This window comes from Cryobacterium sp. LW097 (assembly GCF_002205495.2).
In the GTDB taxonomy this organism is placed as follows: Bacteria; Actinomycetota; Actinomycetes; order Actinomycetales; family Microbacteriaceae; genus Cryobacterium; species Cryobacterium zongtaii.
On record NZ_CP021992.1, the window covers coordinates 1,241,143 to 1,258,446 of the forward strand.

Annotated in this window: 17 protein-coding genes; 15 read left to right on the top strand and 2 right to left on the bottom strand. The window is 68.3% G+C overall.

Annotated features, from left to right (window positions below; genetic code table 11):
• Positions 1 to 50: 50 nt before the first annotated feature.
• Positions 51 to 674, bottom strand: coding sequence for a transcriptional repressor LexA (gene lexA, locus B7495_RS05735; RefSeq protein ID WP_240632483.1), 624 nt, complete (start codon positions 672 to 674; stop codon positions 51 to 53).
• A 393-nt stretch (positions 675 to 1,067) separates the two neighbouring features.
• Here lexA and B7495_RS05740 point away from each other — a divergent pair, with 393 nt between their 5' ends.
• The 9 genes from B7495_RS05740 to B7495_RS05780 all read left to right on the top strand — a co-directional run bounded on the left by B7495_RS05740 (position 1,068) and on the right by B7495_RS05780 (position 12,650).
• Entirely contained in the window at positions 1,068 to 1,430 is a 363-nt protein-coding gene (locus B7495_RS05740) for a LysM peptidoglycan-binding domain-containing protein (RefSeq protein WP_088455733.1), read from the top strand.
• 108 nt (positions 1,431 to 1,538) lie between these two features.
• Positions 1,539 to 2,624, top strand: coding sequence for a histidinol-phosphate transaminase (locus B7495_RS05745; protein ID WP_088455734.1), 1,086 nt, complete (start codon positions 1,539 to 1,541; stop codon positions 2,622 to 2,624).
• A 9-nt stretch (positions 2,625 to 2,633) separates the two neighbouring features.
• Positions 2,634 to 3,251: an imidazoleglycerol-phosphate dehydratase HisB gene (hisB, locus tag B7495_RS05750; RefSeq protein WP_088455735.1), complete on the top strand. Its 618-nt coding sequence runs from the start codon at positions 2,634 to 2,636 to the stop codon at positions 3,249 to 3,251.
• Positions 3,248 to 3,880 (top strand): imidazole glycerol phosphate synthase subunit HisH, encoded by a 633-nt coding sequence (gene hisH, locus B7495_RS05755; RefSeq protein WP_088455736.1) that lies wholly within the window; start codon positions 3,248 to 3,250, stop codon positions 3,878 to 3,880. Before hisB ends, hisH begins: the two co-directional genes overlap by 4 nt.
• Positions 3,881 to 3,943: 63 nt before the next feature.
• Entirely contained in the window at positions 3,944 to 4,690 is a 747-nt protein-coding gene (gene priA, locus B7495_RS05760) for a bifunctional 1-(5-phosphoribosyl)-5-((5-phosphoribosylamino)methylideneamino)imidazole-4-carboxamide isomerase/phosphoribosylanthranilate isomerase PriA (RefSeq protein WP_088455737.1), read from the top strand.
• A complete protein-coding gene (locus tag B7495_RS05765; RefSeq protein WP_088455738.1) occupies positions 4,674 to 5,528 on the top strand; it encodes an SseB family protein in 855 nt (284 codons plus the stop codon). Before priA ends, B7495_RS05765 begins: the two co-directional genes overlap by 17 nt.
• Before the next feature lie 125 nt (positions 5,529 to 5,653).
• Complete coding sequence (locus tag B7495_RS05770) at positions 5,654 to 6,826, top strand: IS30 family transposase (RefSeq protein ID WP_088454824.1); 1,173 nt, start codon at positions 5,654 to 5,656, stop codon at positions 6,824 to 6,826.
• A 96-nt stretch (positions 6,827 to 6,922) separates the two neighbouring features.
• Complete coding sequence (locus B7495_RS05775; protein ID WP_088455739.1) at positions 6,923 to 11,818, top strand: DEAD/DEAH box helicase; 4,896 nt, start codon at positions 6,923 to 6,925, stop codon at positions 11,816 to 11,818.
• Entirely contained in the window at positions 11,811 to 12,650 is an 840-nt protein-coding gene (locus B7495_RS05780; RefSeq protein ID WP_088455740.1) for a DNA-formamidopyrimidine glycosylase family protein, read from the top strand. Before B7495_RS05775 ends, B7495_RS05780 begins: the two co-directional genes overlap by 8 nt.
• An 81-nt stretch (positions 12,651 to 12,731) precedes the next feature.
• Here the strand turns inward: B7495_RS05780 and B7495_RS05785 are convergent, their stop codons facing one another.
• Entirely contained in the window at positions 12,732 to 13,082 is a 351-nt protein-coding gene (locus B7495_RS05785; RefSeq protein ID WP_088455741.1) for a DUF1844 domain-containing protein, read from the bottom strand.
• Positions 13,083 to 13,376: 294 nt separating this feature from the next.
• Here B7495_RS05785 and infC point away from each other — a divergent pair, with 294 nt between their 5' ends.
• The 6 genes from infC to B7495_RS05815 all read left to right on the top strand — a co-directional run bounded on the left by infC (position 13,377) and on the right by B7495_RS05815 (position 17,265).
• On the top strand, positions 13,377 to 13,961 hold the full coding sequence (gene infC / locus B7495_RS05790; protein WP_084020755.1) for a translation initiation factor IF-3: 585 nt from the start codon (positions 13,377 to 13,379) through the stop codon (positions 13,959 to 13,961).
• Positions 13,954 to 14,148 carry a 50S ribosomal protein L35 gene (rpmI, locus tag B7495_RS05795; RefSeq protein WP_066594389.1) on the top strand — a complete coding sequence of 65 codons (195 nt, stop codon included), beginning with the start codon at positions 13,954 to 13,956 and terminating at the stop codon, positions 14,146 to 14,148. Before infC ends, rpmI begins: the two co-directional genes overlap by 8 nt.
• Positions 14,149 to 14,175: 27 nt before the next feature.
• Positions 14,176 to 14,562, top strand: coding sequence for a 50S ribosomal protein L20 (rplT, locus tag B7495_RS05800; protein WP_088455742.1), 387 nt, complete (start codon positions 14,176 to 14,178; stop codon positions 14,560 to 14,562).
• Between the two features lie 107 nt (positions 14,563 to 14,669).
• Positions 14,670 to 15,470, top strand: coding sequence for an RNA methyltransferase (locus B7495_RS05805; protein ID WP_088455743.1), 801 nt, complete (start codon positions 14,670 to 14,672; stop codon positions 15,468 to 15,470).
• Positions 15,471 to 15,630: 160 nt separating this feature from the next.
• Positions 15,631 to 16,359: an amino acid ABC transporter ATP-binding protein gene (locus tag B7495_RS05810; RefSeq protein ID WP_174776253.1), complete on the top strand. Its 729-nt coding sequence runs from the start codon at positions 15,631 to 15,633 to the stop codon at positions 16,357 to 16,359.
• A gap of 36 nt (positions 16,360 to 16,395) precedes the next feature.
• Positions 16,396 to 17,265 (top strand): glutamate ABC transporter substrate-binding protein, encoded by an 870-nt coding sequence (locus tag B7495_RS05815; protein WP_088455745.1) that lies wholly within the window; start codon positions 16,396 to 16,398, stop codon positions 17,263 to 17,265.
• Positions 17,266 to 17,304 lie beyond the last annotated feature (39 nt).

Below are 17,304 nucleotides of genomic sequence, written 5' to 3' on the forward strand. Positions count from 1 at the left end.
CCCGACCCCTCGCGGGGTCGGGCCTGTTGTGTGCCTGGAGCGTTGCGGATCTAGACCGAACGCAACACCGCGACGACCTTGCCGAGGACCTCGGCGAAGTCACCCAGGATCGGCTCGAAGTTGGTGTTGCGGGGGAGCAGCCAGGTGTGGCCGTCGCGCTGTCGCAGCACCTTCACCGTGGCTTCGCCGTCGAGCATGGCGGCGACGATCTCGCCGTTCTCCGCGGTCTTCTGCTGGCGGATGACCACCCAGTCGCCATCGCAGATGGCGGCGTCGATCATCGAATCACCGACGACCTTGAGCATGAACAGCTCGCCCTTGCCCACCAGTTGGCGGGGGAGCGGGAAGATCTCGTCGATCTGCTGGTCGGCCATGATCGGGATACCGGCGGCGATGCGGCCGACGAGCGGCACCATCGCCGCATCACCCACCTGGATGCCGGACTGGTAGTCATCGGCGGCGCCTGGCGTGACCTCCTCTGAGGACTGAGGCAGCTCGATGAGCACCTCGAGTGCGCGCGGCCGGTGCGGGTCGCGCCGCAGGTACCCGCTCAGCTCGAGCTGGTGCAGCTGGTGGGTCACGCTCGACAACGAGGACAGACCAACGGCGTCGCCGATCTCGCGCATGCTCGGCGGGTAACCGCGGTCGCGAACCGAACGCTGGATGACGTCCATCACCGCGCGCTGTTTGTCGCTCAGGCTCTTGCGGCGTCGCGTGCCGCCCTTGTCCCGAGGTGTGCTCTGTTGTGCCACGTTGACGCTCCTCTGGTTAGTCGGTTCGGGCTGGTGCTGGTGGGGCTCGTGCTCGCCGGGCTGGTGCTCGTCGGGCTCATACTTCTCGGGCTCGGGCAGCAATGTCGGTGGTGTCTGTTTGAGTGCAGCTACCCGATCGAAACTGTAGCCACAGAGCAGCGGTTCGTAGACATGCATTCGAGTGTGTTGCGGAATCTGTCTCCATAATATCCGGAAACAGGGTTGATTGTTCGAACACTCGAAGATATATTCGGAACATAGATTCGCATCTGGCCCTCCCGGCCGAGGGCCAGATGCGTTACCAGGAGGTTTGACATGAGCGCAGCATATGCAGCACCGGACAACCACAGCCCGGCCACCCCGCCCACCACACACCTGCGGCTGACCCGCCGCGGGCGGGCCGTTTTCACGGCCCTCGCCGCAGTGCCCCTGGTACTCGGCGTCATCGGCATCGCCGTCAACGGCGGCATGGCCGCGGCAGAGGGCAGCGCGGGTGTCGGCGCGGCCGCGTTCGACTACGTCACCATTGAGGCCGGCCAGTCGCTCTGGCAGCTGGCCGAGTCTGTCGCCCCCGGACAAGACCCGCGCGACGTGATCATTGACATCGTCAACCTCAACCAGCTGTCCTCCGAGGCCGTGCAGCCCGGCCAGCGCCTCGCCCTTCCCGCCGACTACTGAGCCGCTCAGCCCGAGCCGCTCAGCCCGGAGCCGATCAGCCCGGAGCCGCTCGCCCCGCCCCGCCTCGGATACGAGGGGTCGGCCGCGGGCGCAACTAAGCTTGTTCGGGTGACCAGCCTCGACGACCTGCCCCTGCGTGCCAACCTCCGCGGACAAACCCCTTACGGAGCACCCCAGCTGCACGTGCCGGTGGCGTTGAACGTCAACGAGAACACCCACCCGATCCCGCCCGCGGTCGCCGCCGACATCGCGGAGGCCCTGGCCGAGGCGATCCTCACCGTCAACCGGTACCCCGACCGGGAATTCAGCCCGCTGCGGGACGCCCTCGCGGGCTACCTCGGTCACGGTCTCACCCGCGACAACATCTGGGCCGCCAACGGTTCCAACGAGGTTCTGCAGCAGGTTCTGCAGGCCTTCGGCGGGCCGGGCCGGTCGCTGCTCGGCTACGCGCCGACCTACTCGATGTACTCGATCCTCGCCTCCGGCACCGATACCCGCTGGATCCCCGGCGGCCGCGACGCCGACTACGAACTTTCGCCGGAGACCGCCGCCCGCTGGGTGGAGGAAACCTCGCCCGACATCGTCTTCCTCTGCTCACCGAACAACCCGACCGGCACCCCGTTGTCGCTGGAGACCATCGCGGCCGTCTACGACGCCACCCCCGGCATCGTTGTCGTCGACGAGGCCTACGCCGAGTTCGCACCGGACGGCACCGATAGCGCCCTCACCCTGCTGCCCGGCCGGGAGCGCCTGCTCGTGTCCCGGACCATGAGCAAGGCCTTCGCTTTCGCCGGCGTGCGGCTGGGCTACCTGGCCGCCGACCCGGCTGTCACGGATGCGCTACGCCTGGTCCGGCTGCCCTACCACCTGTCCGCCCTCACCCAGGCGGCGGCCGTGGCCGCGCTCGCCCACACCGGTGAGATGCTCGCCATGGTCGACGACATCCGGGTGCAACGCGATCGCCTGGTGACCGAACTGACGAACCTCGGCTTCAGCCCACTGCGCAGCGGAAGCAACTTCGTGTTATTCGGCGGAGTCTCCGACCCGCACGCGATCTTCCAAGCGCTCCTGGCCGAAGGCATCCTGATCCGCGACGTCGGTATCCCCGGCCACCTCCGGGTCTCGGCCGGCACCGAAGCCGAGACGAGCGCGTTCCTGGCCGCCATCGCACGGCTCCGCCCGATAGCCGAATAAACTAACGCCATGAGCAACGTCACGCCCTCGCCTCGCCGTGCCCACCTGCAGCGCGAAACGAGCGAATCGAGCATCGACCTCTCGATCAACCTCGACGGCACCGGGGTGAGCGACATCCACACCAGCGTGCCGTTCTACGACCACCTGCTCACGGCGTTCGCGAAGCACTCGCTGACCGATCTCACCGTGCACGCCAAGGGCGACATCGAGATCGATGTGCACCACACCGTCGAGGACATCGGTATCGTCCTGGGCCAGGCCATCAAGCAGGCCCTCGGTGACAAGGCTGGCATCTCCCGATACGGCGACGCCCTGGTGCCGCTGGACGAAGCCCTCGTGCAGGCCGTCGTGGACATCTCCGGTCGGCCGTACCTGGTGCACACCGGCGAGCCCGCCGGATTCGAATTCCACCTCATCGGCGGGCACTTCACCGGCTCGATGGTGCGGCACGTTTTCGAGGCCATCTCCTTCAACGCCGCGTTGACCGTGCACGTCACCGTCCTCGGCGGCCGCGACCCCCACCACATCGCCGAAGCCGAGTTCAAGGCCTTCGCCCGAGCCTTCCGCCAGGCCAAGGCCTACGACCCGCTGGTCTCCGGCATCCCGTCCACCAAGGGCGCACTGTGACCTCGGTCGTCGTCCTGGACTACGGCACGGGCAATGTGCACTCGGCCGTCAAGGCGCTCGAACTCGCCGGCGCCGACGTCACCCTCACCGGCGACCGCAAGCTCGCGCTCGAGGCCGACGGACTCCTGGTCCCCGGCGTCGGCGCGTTCAGCGCCGTGATGGCGGCGCTGAACGACGCCCACGGCGGCGACATCATCGACAAGCGCCTCTCCGGCGGGCGGCCGGTGATGGGCATCTGCGTGGGCATGCAGGTCATGTTCGAACACGGCGTCGAGCGCGGCATCGACACCGCGGGCCTCGGCGAGTGGCCGGGAACCGTCACCGCCCTGCCGGCACCGGTACTGCCGCACATGGGCTGGAACACGGTCACGCCCGACCCCGACACCGTGCTGTTCCGCGGGCTGGAAGAGGAACGGTTCTACTTCGTGCACTCCTATGCCGCCCAGGAATGGAGCCTCGACGTGATGCCGCCCTTCCCGGTTCCCCGCCTCACCTGGGCCGAGCACGGCGCCCCGTTCCTCGCCGCCGTGGAGAACGGTCCGTTGTCGGCCACCCAGTTCCACCCCGAGAAGAGCGGCGACGCGGGCATCCGGCTGCTGAAGAACTGGCTCGGCACGCTCCGCGACTAGACATTCCCCCGTCGGTCGCTCCATCGCGGCCGCACCAACACGAAAAGGTCACCACAGCACATCATGAGCGAGTTCAACAAGACCCCGAAGCTGGTCCTCCTGCCCGCCGTCGACGTCGCCGACGGCAAGGCCGTCCGTCTCACCCAGGGTGAGGCCGGTACCGAGACCAACTACGGCGACCCGATGGATGCCGCCCTCGACTGGGCGAACCAGGGCGCGGAGTGGATCCACCTCGTCGACCTCGACGCCGCATTCGGGCGCGGTAACAACACCGCTGTGCTCAAGAAGGTCATCAAGCAGCTCCGCGGCGTGAATGTGGAGCTCTCCGGCGGCATCCGCGACGACAAGTCGCTCGAAGCGGCGCTGAACACCGGCGTCAAGCGAATCAACCTGGGCACCGCCGCACTGGAGAACCCCGAGTGGGCCGCCAGCGTGATCGCCCAGTACGGCGACGCCATCGCGGTGGGACTGGATGTGCGCGGCACCACCCTTGCCGCCCGCGGCTGGACCAAGGACGGCGGCGACCTGTGGCAGGTGCTGGAGCGCCTCGAAGAGGCCCGCTGCACCCGCTACGTCGTCACCGACGTCACCAAGGACGGCACCCTCAAGGGACCGAACATCGAACTGCTGCGCGAAGTGATGGAGCGCACCCACCGCCCCGTGATCGCCTCCGGAGGTATCTCCAGCCTCGACGACATCGCCGCGCTGCGCGAACTGGTACCCCTCGGCCTGGAAGGCGCGATCGTGGGCAAGGCCCTCTACGCGGGCGCCTTCACCCTCGCCGAGGCGCTGGATGTCTCCGGCGCGTAACCTCGGCTCGACCGGTCGGCCTGACCCCGCCGGCGGCTCCGCCGGTGGGGCTGCCGGCGACACGTCCGCGGATTCGGCCGGCCAGCCCTGGGCGAACCGGTCGCTGGAGGACACCGCGTTCGCCGACGACGACGGCCTCGCGCCGCCCGCCCTGCTGCGCGCGCTCCGCCGCTTCCAGGCCCGCGAGACCGGCGAGGAGGACGTCGTCGACGCCTTCCGTTCGGCGCGCCTGCTGATCCCTCTGGTCACCGCCCTCGGCGCGGATGAGGCCGGCACCGTTTCAGACGGAGCCGCCGGCCCGCACGGGCTGCGGGTGGACAAGACCCAGGAACTGTCGATCATCACCGTGGCCGGCCCGGACGGCCGCGCGGTGCTCCCGGTGTTCTCCTCGGCCGCGGCCATGCACCAGTGGAACGCCCAGGCGCGCCCGGTGCCCGCCGACGCCGTGCGGGTGGCACTGGCGGCGGCCCAGGAGAGCACCGACCTCGTGGTGCTCGACCCCACCGCCGACACCGAGTTCGCGGTGCGCCGACCGGCGCTCTGGGCGATCGCCCAGGGCGCGCCCTGGACCCCCAGCTACGCCAGCCGCTCCGTCGCCGTGGCGTTCGAGGAGTCCATCGCGACCGAGCTGTCAGTACTCTCCGTGAGCCTGACCGCGGGCGACCCGCAGTCCCGGCTGGCGGGGCCCGAACTGATCGTGCGCCTCGAACTCGTCGACGGGCTCAGCCGTGCCATCCTGGACGCCACCCTGGCCCGCCTCGCGGCGCGCTGGGCGGCCAACGATGTGATCGCCACCGGGGTGGACTCCCTGCGGGTGCAGCTCGTCGCCTCGGCCTGACCCTCCACGCCCGCCGCCCGCCCGGCCCATCCGTCGCCCGCAGAAACAACTGTTGCCCAAGCGGACATGTGCGCCCCTTGGGTTCAGGGGGTCGTTGCAACACCTGATTGATTGAGGTGTTGGTTATGGGTGGTCGTGTTGGGTTTCCGCGTGAGGTTCGTCGTCGGTTCTGGGAGGAGCTCAGGGTCGGCGGCACGGTCACGGATGCGGCTGCCGGCGCGGGGGTGAATCGGTCGACGGCTGCGAACTGGGTAAGTCAGGCTGGCGGGATGGTTCCCCCGCGCGTTGACCCGTCGAGCCGTTTGACGTTCCTCGATCGGGAGGAGATCTGGTTTGGCCGTTCTCAAGGCGAAAGCATGCGCTCGATCGCGGCCCGGCTTGGGCGGGCGCCGTCCACGATCAGCCGCGAACTGCGCGGCGGGATGACGAGGCGCGGGTATCGTCCGTCGTTCGCTGAGCAACAGTCCCGGTATCGAGCGCGCCGGCCCCGCGGCGGGAAGCTGGCCAATAACGACCGGTTGCTGGAATACGTGCAAACTGGGTTGAGCGCCGAACACAGCCCGGAGCAAATCAGTCTGCGGCTGCGGCGAGACTTCCCCGACGACATGGAGATGCGGGTGTCTCACGAGACGATCTATCAGGCCCTCTATGTTGAAGGGCGCGGCCAGCTGCGCCGCGACCTGGTTACGGCGCTGCGGACCGGGCGGACGTTGCGCAAATCTCAGGGTCGGCAACAACCCGGATCGCGCATCCGCGACATGGTCATGATCACCGACCGGCCCGCGGAGGTCGAAGACCGCGCCGTTCCCGGCCACTGGGAAGGCGACCTCATCACCGGCGCCGGAAACGCCTCAGCGATCGGCACCCTGGTTGAGCGCGCAACCGGATATTTGATGCTGCTGCACCTCCCCGAGAAACACGGCGCGATCGAGGTTCGCGACCAGATGATCATCGCGATCGAGAAGATGCCCGCAGAACTGCGCAAAACAGTGACCTGGGACCAAGGCATCGAGATGGCCAAGCACCGAGACATCACCATCGCCACCGGCATCGACATCTACTTCTGCGACCCGCACTCGCCCTGGCAGCGCGGCTCGAACGAGAACACCAACGGGCTGTTACGGCAGTACTTCCCCAAGGGCACCGACCTCTCCGGCTACCACCCCGAATACCTCGAATTCGTCACCGACAAGCTCAACGACCGACCACGAAAACGGCTCGACGCAGCCACCCCGCGAGAAGCCCTGCATCAGCTACTCTCAGACCAAGAAAACAGCGGTGTTGCATCGACCAGTTGAATCCACCCCCGGCGCACCGGGCGCAGATGTCCGCATCGGCAACAGATAAGAGCGGCTTTACGAGCCGATGTCGGGGGTATCGGCAAGGATGGGTAGATGACGGAGATCCTCCAGCGCCTCTCACCGGCCACCCGCACCTGGTTCTCCGGCGCGTTCGATGCGCCCACCGAGGCCCAGCTCGGCGCCTGGGACGCCATCTCCCGCGGATCGCACACCCTCGTCGTCGCCCCTACCGGGTCGGGCAAGACCCTGGCCGCGTTCCTCTGGGCCCTCGACAAGCTGTACTCGACCTCCACGACACCGGTTGAACAGGATGCGGCCGCCGCGCCCACCGGCACCCGGGTGCTGTACATCTCGCCGCTGAAGGCTCTCGGCGTTGACGTGGAACGCAACCTGCGCGCCCCGTTGGTGGGCATCGGCCAGGCCGCCGAACGGCTGGGCCTGGCGCCGGTGCGGGTGACCGTTGGCGTTCGCAGCGGCGACACCCCCGCCGCGGACCGCCGGGCGCTCGTGAAAACACCGCCAGAGATCCTCATCACCACCCCCGAATCGCTCTTCCTGATGCTCACGTCCGCCGCCCGCGAGTCCCTGCGCGGCGTTGACACCGTCATCATCGACGAGATCCACGCCGTCGCGGCCAGCAAGCGCGGCGCCCACCTCGCCGTGTCCCTCGAACGCCTCGACGCGCTCCTGGCCACCCCCGCGCAGCGGATCGGCCTGTCCGCCACGGTGCGGCCGGCGTCTGAGGTGGCCCGGTTCCTCGGCGGTCAAGCACCCGTGGAGATCGTGGCGCCCAAGAACGAGAAGCGGTTCGACCTGCGCGTCGTGGTGCCCGTGGACGACATGACCCAGCTCGGCGCCGTGCCCGCCTCGGAGGGCGCCACCTCCGCCGCGGCCCCGCAGACCGGGTCGATCTGGCCGCACGTGGAAGAAGCCATCGTGGACGCCGTGCTCGCGCACTCCTCCTCGATCGTGTTCGCCAACTCCCGCCGCCTCGCCGAACGGCTCACCGCCCGGTTCAACGAGATCTACAGTGAGCGGCTTGCCGCGGCCGAGGAGGCCGAGCTGGTGCTCGCGGGCGGCCCGGACGCCGGGGGAGCGGCCGGTGCCCAGGCCGGCGCGGCATCCGCTGCCCGAACGACCGCCACCGCACCGCCACCGCGGCCGCCCGCCGAGCTGATGGGCGGCAGCGGCCAGACCGAAGGTGCCGAGCTGCTCCTCGCCCGCGCCCACCACGGCTCGGTCAGCAAGGAACAGCGGGCCATGATCGAGGACGACCTCAAGTCCGGCCGGCTGCGTTGCGTGGTGGCCACGTCGAGCCTGGAACTCGGCATCGACATGGGCGAGGTCGACCTGGTCGTGCAGGTGGAATCGCCGCCGTCGGTGGCCAGCGGCCTGCAACGCGTGGGCCGGGCCGGCCACCAGGTCGGCGAGGTGTCCAGGGGCATCATCTTCCCCAAGCACCGGGCCGACCTCATCCACGCCACCGTCGCCGCCGAGCGGATGGTGTCGGGCATGATCGAGTCGCTGCAGGTGCCCGCGAACCCCCTCGACATCCTCGCCCAGCAGACCATCGCCGCCGTCGCGCTCGAACCTATCGACGCCGAGGAATGGTTCGACGCCGTACGGCGCAGCGCCCCGTTCGCCACCCTGCCCCGCTCCGCCTACGAGGCCACCCTCGACCTGCTCGCCGGACGCTACCCGTCCGATCAGTTCGCCGAACTGCGCCCACGGATCATCTGGGACCGCGACACCGGCCTGCTCACCGGCCGGCCCGGCGCACAGCGCCTGGCCGTCACCAGCGGCGGCACCATCCCCGACCGTGGCCTGTTCGGAGTCTTCATGGTCGGCGGCGACCAGCCCACCGGCCGTCGGGTCGGCGAGCTCGATGAGGAGATGGTCTACGAGTCCCGCGTCGGTGACGTCTTCGCGCTCGGCGCCACGAGTTGGCGCATCCAGGAGATCACCCACGACAGGGTGCTCGTGCTGCCCGCGTTCGGCGAACCGGGCCGGCTGCCGTTCTGGAAGGGCGACGGCCTGGGCCGGCCCGCCGAGCTTGGCGCGGCCATCGGCGCGTTCCTCCGCGAGGTGTCCGCGCTCACGCCCGCGAAGGCCCGAGCCCGCTGCCTGGCCGTCGGCCTCGACGAACGGGCGGTCACCAACCTGCTGGTCTTCCTCGACGAGCAGCGTGCAGCCACCCGCTACCTGCCCACCGACCAGACCCTGGTCGTCGAGAGGTTCCGCGACGAGCTCGGCGACTGGCGAGTCATCCTGCACTCCCCGTTCGGCCTCACCGTGCACGCCCCGTGGGCCCTGGCGGTCGGCGCGCGGGTGCGGGAACGCTTCGGCATCGACGGCGCCTGCGTCGCCAGCGACGACGGCATCGTCGTGCGCATCCCCGACACCGAGGCCGAACCGCCCGGCGCTGACCTCTTCGTCTTCGACCCCGACGAACTCGAGCAATTGGTCACCGACGAGGTCGGCGGCTCCGCCCTGTTCGCCTCCAGATTCAGGGAGTGCGCCGCCCGGGCGCTGCTGCTGCCCCGGTACCGGCCGGGCAGCCGCTCACCGCTCTGGCAGCAACGCCAGAAAGCCGCCCAGCTGCTCGACGTGGCGCGCGAATACCCGTCGTTCCCGATCATCCTCGAAACCATCCGCGAATGCCTGCAGGATGTCTACGACCTGCCCGCCCTCGTGGCCCTGGCCAAGCAGGTGGCCAGCCGCGCCATCCGCCTGGTGGAGACCAGCACCGACTCGGCCAGCCCGTTCGCCAACGCTCTGCTCTTCGGTTACGTCGCGGCGTTCATGTACGAGGGCGACTCGCCGCTGGCCGAACGCCGGGCCACCGCCCTCTCGATCGACTCCGGCCTGCTCGCCGAACTGCTCGGGCGGGTGGAACTGCGGGAGCTGCTCGATCCCGTCGTGATCGACCGTACCGACGCGGAGCTGCAGCGCCTGGCCCCCGACCGCCGGGCCAAGGGCCTGGAGGGCGTGGCCGACCTGCTCCGCGGGCTCGGCCCGCTCACCGTGGCCGAGGTCGCCGCCCGACTGCAAGCCGCGACCGGCGTTGCCGAACGGAGCGAGCCGGCGGATGCGGTCGGTGAGTCGGAGTCCGACGGCGCCTCCGCCCCGCCCGCCGCCGGCGAGGCCGAGGCGCGTGCACACCTGGATGCGCTCACCGCCGCGCGCCGCGCCCTCAGGGTGGGCATCGCCGGCGAGGAGCGCTGGGCGGTGATCGAGGACGCCGGCCGGCTGCGTGACGCCCTCGGCGTTCCGCTGGCACCGGGCATCCCGGAGGCCTTCACCGAAAGTGTGAAAGACCCGCTCGGCGACCTGGTCAGCCGGTACGCCCGCACCCACGGCCCGTTCACCACCGCCGATGTCGCCGCCAGATTCGGGTTCGGCACGGCCATCGCCTTGGGCGCCCTGCGCCGCCTGGCGGATGCCCGCAGGATCGTCGAGGGCGAGTTCCGCCCGCACGGCAGCGGCAGCGAATGGTGCGACGCCGAGGTGCTGCGGCGCCTGCGGCGACGCTCGCTCGCAGCGCTCCGACACGAGGTGGAGCCTGTCGACCAGGCCACCCTCGGTCGATTCCTGCCGGCCTGGCAGCACGTGGGCGGTAAGTTGCGTGGTGTCGACGGCGTGGTCTCCGTGATCGAACAGCTCGAGGGCGCTCGCATCCCGGCCTCCGCCTGGGAGACCCTGATCCTCCCCGCCCGGGTGAGCGACTACAACCCGGGCATGCTCGACGAACTCACCAACGCCGGCGAGGTGCTCTGGGCCGGCGCCGGAACGCTCGCCGGCAACGATGGTTGGGTGAGCCTGCATCTGGCCGACACCGCCCCGCTCACCCTGCCGGTGCCCACCGAGCTGGACACCACGGCGCTGCAGCGGGAGATCCTCGCCACGCTGGGCGGTGGTGGTGGCTACTTTTTCCGGCAGCTGGCCGATTCGGTCGGCAGCCAGGACGACGGTGCCCTCGTCGACGCGCTGTGGGACCTGGTCTGGTCCGGACTGGTGAGCAACGACACCTTCGCCCCGGTGCGCTCGCTGGTCTCCGGCGGCAAGACCGCGCACTCCACCCGCCGGGCCGCACCGCGCGCCCGGCTGCACCGCGGCCGCGCCCTGCCCCGGCCCAGCCTGCCCAGCCGGCAGGGCCCGCCCACGGTCTCCGGCCGCTGGTCGATCGTGCCCGTCGCCGACACCTCGGCCACCCGCCGCGCACACGCGTTGGGCGAGACCATGCTCGAACGCTACGGCGTGGTCACCCGCGGCGCCGTGATGGGCGAGAACGTGCTCGGCGGCTTCGCCCTGGTCTATAAGACCCTCAGCGGCTTCGAGGAGATGGGCCGCTGCCGCCGGGGCTACTTCGTGGAGGGCCTCGGCGCCTCCCAGTTCGCCACCGCCGGCACCATCGACCGGATGCGCGGCTACGTCGACCAGCGGGAACGCGCCGAACGCGGCGACAGGTCGGTTTCCGCCGCGGTGACCCTCGCCGCCACCGACCCGGCCAACCCCTACGGCGCCGTGCTGCCCTGGCCGGCCCTGCCCGAGGGCACCGGTCACCGGCCCGGCCGGAAGGCCGGCGGCCTGGTGGTACTCGTCGACGGGCACCTGGTGCTCTACGTGGAGCGCGGCGGCAAGTCGATGCTGGTGTTCGATCCGGCCGCCGCCGTTGACGGAGAGGCCGGCGAGACCGGTGCGGGTGCCACCGAAGACGCATCCGCACCCGCCGCCGCCGCGACGCCGCGTTCGGCTCCGGCGACTGCCTCCCGCGCGGCACCGGGCACAGCGGGCACCCCACGACCGGCGGCATCCGAGACCGTGCTCGCGGCGACCCGGTCGCTGGCCGCGACCGTCACCGCCGGGCGGGTGCCCAAGCTCGCCGTGGAAACCGTGAACGCCGAGTTTGTGCTCGGCACCACCGTGGGCGACGCGTTGCGCGCCGCCGGCTTCACCGAGACGCCGAGGGGGCTGAGGCTCAGTGCCTGAGGGTGACACCGTCTACCGCAGCGCCCGCAGCCTCGATGACGCCCTGCACGGCGCCACCCTCACGCGCTGCGACGTCCGGGTACCCGCCTTCGCCACCGTCGACCTGACCGGCCAGACCGTGCACGAGGTCATCAGCCGCGGCAAACACCTGGTGGCGCACGTGGGGGAGACCAGCATCCACTCGCACCTGAAGATGGAGGGCACCTGGCACCTCTACCGGCACGGCACCAAATGGCAGCGGCCCGCATTCCAGGCCCGCATCGTGCTGGAGACCGCGGACTGGGTGGCCGTGGGATTCGAGCTGGGCACCCTCGAGCTGTTTCCCACCCCGGAGGACGAGCAGCACCTCGGCTACCTCGGTCCCGACCTGCTCGGCCCGAACTGGGACGCCGGGGAGGCCGTGCGCCGGCTCCGCGCAGCCGGGGACAGCACGGCCGGAGACAGCACGGCCGGAGACAGCACTGCCGAAGACAGTGCAGCGGGGGACCGGCCGGTGGCGGTCGCCCTCGGCGACCAGCGCAACCTCGCCGGGCTCGGGAATGTGTACGTCAACGAACTGTGTTTCCTGCGCGGGCTGCTGCCCACCCGGCCGATCGCTGAGGTCACCGATGTCGACGGCCTGGTCGCGCTGGCGCACCGGCTGATCACGGCCAACCGGGACCGTTCGGAGCGCACCACCACCGGCAACCTGCGCCGGGGCGCACGCACTTTCGTCTACGGGCGCGAACGGCAGCCGTGCCGACGCTGCGGCACGAGCATCCGCAGTGGCCGGCTGGGCCGCAGCGAACTCGAACAGCGGGTCACCTACTGGTGCCCGCGCTGCCAAACCTGAGCCAACTGTTGCCCGTCCGGACAATTGTGCCCGGCGCACCGGACGCACACGTCCGATTCGGCAACAGTTGCGGGGGAGGAGCTAGTTGACCGGGCCGGTGAACTTCTCGCCGGGGCCCTGGCCGATGGGGTCCGGGATGGTCGACGCCTCGCGGAACGCCAACTGCAACGACCGCAGCCCGTCGCGCAGGCTCCGCGCGTGCATGTCCGAGATATCGGGGGCGGATGCCGTGATCAGGCCGGCGAGGGCCGTGATCAACTTGCGCGCCTCGTCCAGGTCGATCTGCGTGTCGGGGTCGTCGGCGAGGCCCACCTTGACCGCCGAGGCGCTCATCAGGTGCACCGCCGCGGTCGTGATGATCTCCACCGCCGCCACATCCGCGATGTCTCTCGTGGCCTGGCCGGACTGGTCCTGATCGTAATTGTCGCTCACTGGTTTCCTCTGCTATGCTTACCCGGGCTCCGAGATGAAAGTCTCGGTACGAAAGTGGATAATCTCCCACCCGCGCTTGACCGCTTCATAAAGGTTACCGGGTTGTTTGCACTCCGCCGTCGCTCGCTGGTTTCCAGCTTGCACGGTAGATAGGGTGCCGTACGTGGTTGATGAGTGACGGAACAAGGAAATGTTCCAGATCCCAGGAATTGCGCGCGCGATTGTCTCCTCTTCGTCTCCGGACGACATCCGTTGTCAGGCTGTAGCCACGATGCTTGAGTAGAGGAGAGACGCATCAGCGATCCCCGTACAAATGACCGTATCCGCGTCCCCGAAGTCCGTCTCGTTGGTCCCAACGGCGAACAGGTTGGGGTCGTGGCGATTGATGTCGCCCTGCGCCTGGCACAGGAGGCTGACCTCGATCTGGTCGAAGTAGCCCCCACGTCCAAGCCGCCGGTCGCGAAGATCATGGATTACGGCAAGTTCAAGTACGAAGCTGCGCAGAAGGCGAAAGAAGCCCGGCGCAACCAGGCGAACACGATCCTCAAAGAGGTTCGTTTCCGTCTCAAGATTGATAAGCACGACTACGAGACCAAGCGCAAGCGCGCCGAAGGCTTCCTGAAGGCCGGCGACAAGGTCAAGGCCATGATTCTGTTCCGTGGCCGTGAACAGTCCCGTCCCGATCAGGGTGTACGTCTGCTTCAGAGATTTGCCGAGGATGTCGCGGAATTCGGTTCTGTGGAATCGAGCCCGACCATCGACGGTCGAAACATGGTCATGGTGATTGGCCCGCTGAAGAACAAATCAGAGGCCAAGGCAGAGGCCAATGCACATAGAGCTGCAGATAAAGCAGCCAAACAGGAGGAAAAGAATGCCTAAGCAGAAGACCCACTCTGGGACAAAGAAGCGTTTCAAGGTCACTGGCTCCGGCAAGATCATGAAGCAGCAGGCCGGACTTCGCCACAACCTCGAGGTCAAGAGCACGCAGCGCAAGTCCCGCCTGAACCAGGACCAGGTTCTCGCCAAGGCCGACGTCAAGGCCATCAAGAAGCTTCTCGGCCACTAGGCCCCGTACCCCTAAAGGAATTAGAAAATGGCAAGAGTAAAGAGGGCCGTAAACGCCCACAAGAAGCGTCGCGTAATCCTTGAGCGCGCCCAGGGTTACCGCGGTCAGCGTTCACGCCTGTACCGCAAGGCCAAGGAGCAGGTCACTCACTCCCTCGTCTACAGCTACCGTGACCGTCGTGCACGCAAGGGTGACTTCCGTCGCCTGTGGATCCAGCGCATCAACGCTGCGTCCCGTGCGAACGGCCTGACCTACAACCGCCTCATCCAGGGCCTCGCCCTGGCCGGCATCCAGGTTGACCGTCGCATCCTCGCCGACCTCGCCGTCACCGAGCCCGCCACCTTCGCGGCCATCGTTGAGAGCGCCAAGGCAGCACTGCCCGCTGACACCTCCGCAGCCAAGGTTGCCAAGTAGTCACACCTGCTTGTTTAACGGGAGCGACCATCACTGATGGTCGCTCCCGTTTTGCGTACCCTGCGGCGCATTAGATGGCCGGGGTGCCCGGCACCTAAACTGGGTGCATGCTAGATAACCCCCGATCTCCTCGCGTGCGTGCCGTCGCGAAACTTGCGAACCGAGCCGCCCGCTCCGAGACGGGACTGTTCCTCCTCGAGGGTCCGCAGGCCGTCTCCGAAGCCCTCACCTTCCGCCCCGAACTCGTCGTGGAGTTGTACGCCACTCCCACGGCCCTCGAGCGCTACACCGAGATCGGCGATGCCGCGGTCGCCGCCGGCGTGGACGTGGAATTCGTCACCGAGCAGGTGCTCGAGACGATGGCCGACACCGTCACCCCGCAGGGCTTCATCGCGGTGTGCCACCAGTTCCCCACCTCGATCAAGAAGATCTTCGCCAACGAGCCCAAGCTCATCGCCATCCTCGAAGAGGTGCGCGATCCCGGCAACGCCGGCACCATCATCCGGGCAGCGGATGCGGCGGGCGCCGACGCCGTGATCTTCACCGGCCGCAGCGTGGACCTGTACAACCCCAAGGTGGTTCGCTCCTCCACCGGTTCGATCTTCCACCTGCCCGTCGCCGTTGGCGTCACTCTCACCGATGTGCGTGAGCGGGCGAAGTTCGCCGGCATGCAGATCCTCGCCGCCGACATCAAGGGCGAGGACCTGCTCGCGGCCCGCAATAGCGGCCTACTCGCCGGGCCCACCGCCTGGTTGTTCGGCAATGAGGCCCGCGGTCTCACCGAGGAAGACCTGGCCATGGCGGACCGTTCGATCAGCGTTCCCATCTACGGTCACGCGGAATCGATGAACCTGGCGACGGCCGCTTCGGTGTGTCTCTACGAAAGCGCGTTCTCGCACCGCCCCTAGCATCTTTCCCGGTCGGGCGTCTATTACGTTTGGGTTACCGACCGGGTTAAAGCTGCGGTAAAGGTGGTCGGTCTGGCAGCACGGGCCTAAGTTGGAGGGTATGGAGCCAACAGACGCATCACCGGCGACGTCCAACATCACCGTGCGCCGGGGCGAACCCCTGGTCGTTATGACGGACGTCAACAAGCACTACGGGGAACTGCACGTTCTGAAGAACATCAATGCCACCGTCACCCGCGGCGAGGTCGTGGTGGTCATCGGTCCCAGCGGCTCGGGCAAGTCCACCCTGTGCCGGGCCATCAACCGGCTCGAGACCATTGACTCCGGCTCGATCACCATCGACGGCATGGAACTGCCGGCCGAGGGCAAGGCCCTCGCCCATCTCCGGGCCGACGTGGGCATGGTATTCCAGGCGTTCAACCTCTTCGCGCACAAGACCGTGCTCGAGAACGTGACGCTCGGCCCCATCAAGGTGCGCGGCATGAGCAAGGCGGACGCCGAGAAGAAGGCCATGGCGTTGCTCGAACGCGTTGGGGTTGCCAACCAGGCCAAGAAGATGCCATCCCAGCTCTCCGGTGGCCAGCAGCAGCGTGTGGCCATCGCCCGGGCCCTGGCCATGGACCCCAAGGTGATCCTGCTCGACGAGCCCACCAGCGCGCTCGACCCCGAGATGATCAATGAGGTGCTCGAAGTGATGGTCAACCTCGCCAATGAGGGCATGACCATGATCGTCGTCACGCACGAGATGGGCTTCGCCCGGAAGGCCGCCGATCGGGTCATCTTCATGGCCGAGGGTGACATCGTCGAGGAAACCACCCCGGAGAAATTCTTTACCAACCCCCAGAGCACGAGAGCGAAGGACTTCCTCTCCAAAATACTTGCCCACTAATCTGTCGGCGAGACACACAGCACACAGGAGGAAACCATGAGACGCAACAAGGGTCTAATGATCTCAGCCATCGCTCTGGCCGGAGCGTTCGCGCTGAGCGGCTGCACCGATTCGGGCGCAAGCACGCCGTCCGCGGCACCCGTGGAAGAGGTGACCTTCGACGAGGGCACCACCATGGCGGCGCTGAACGAGGCCGGCGAGATCACCATCGGCACCAAGTTCGACCAGCCGCTCTTCGGCCTCAAGGGCCCGGATGGGGACCCGGTCGGCTTCGACGTCGAAATCGGCAAGCTCATCGCATCGAAGCTCGGCATTGAGGCGTCGGGCATCACCTGGACCGAGACCGTGTCCGCCAACCGCGAGCCGTTCATCCAGAACGGTGACGTCGACCTGGTCGTCGCCACTTACACGATCAACGACGCGCGCAAGGAAGTTGTCTCCTTTGCCGGCCCGTACTACGAGGCTGGACAGGATCTCCTCGTTCTCGCGGGTAACGAAGCTGACATCGCCGGACCGGAGGACCTCGCTGACAAGAAGGTTTGCACCGTGAGCGGTTCGACGTCGGAGAAGAACATCGCCGCTTACACGACCAACGTCATCGCGACCGACACCTACTCCAACTGCCTCGGCCCGCTGCGCAGCGGCGAGGTCGACGCAGTCACCACCGACAACGTGATCCTGGCCGGCCTCGCCGACCAGAACGCCGGTGAGTTCGAGGTTGTCGGAAACCCGTTCACCGCGGAGCCCTACGGCATCGGCCTGGCCAAGGACGACACCGAGTTCCGCAACTTCATCAACGACGTTCTTGAAGAAGCCTACGAGGACGGCACCTGGGCCGAGGCCTGGGAGGCCACCGCGGGCTCCGTGCTCGAAACGCCTGAGCCGCCGGCGGTCGACCGCTACTAGCACCACCGCACCGACCGATCGGGGTGGCCGCACCGGCCA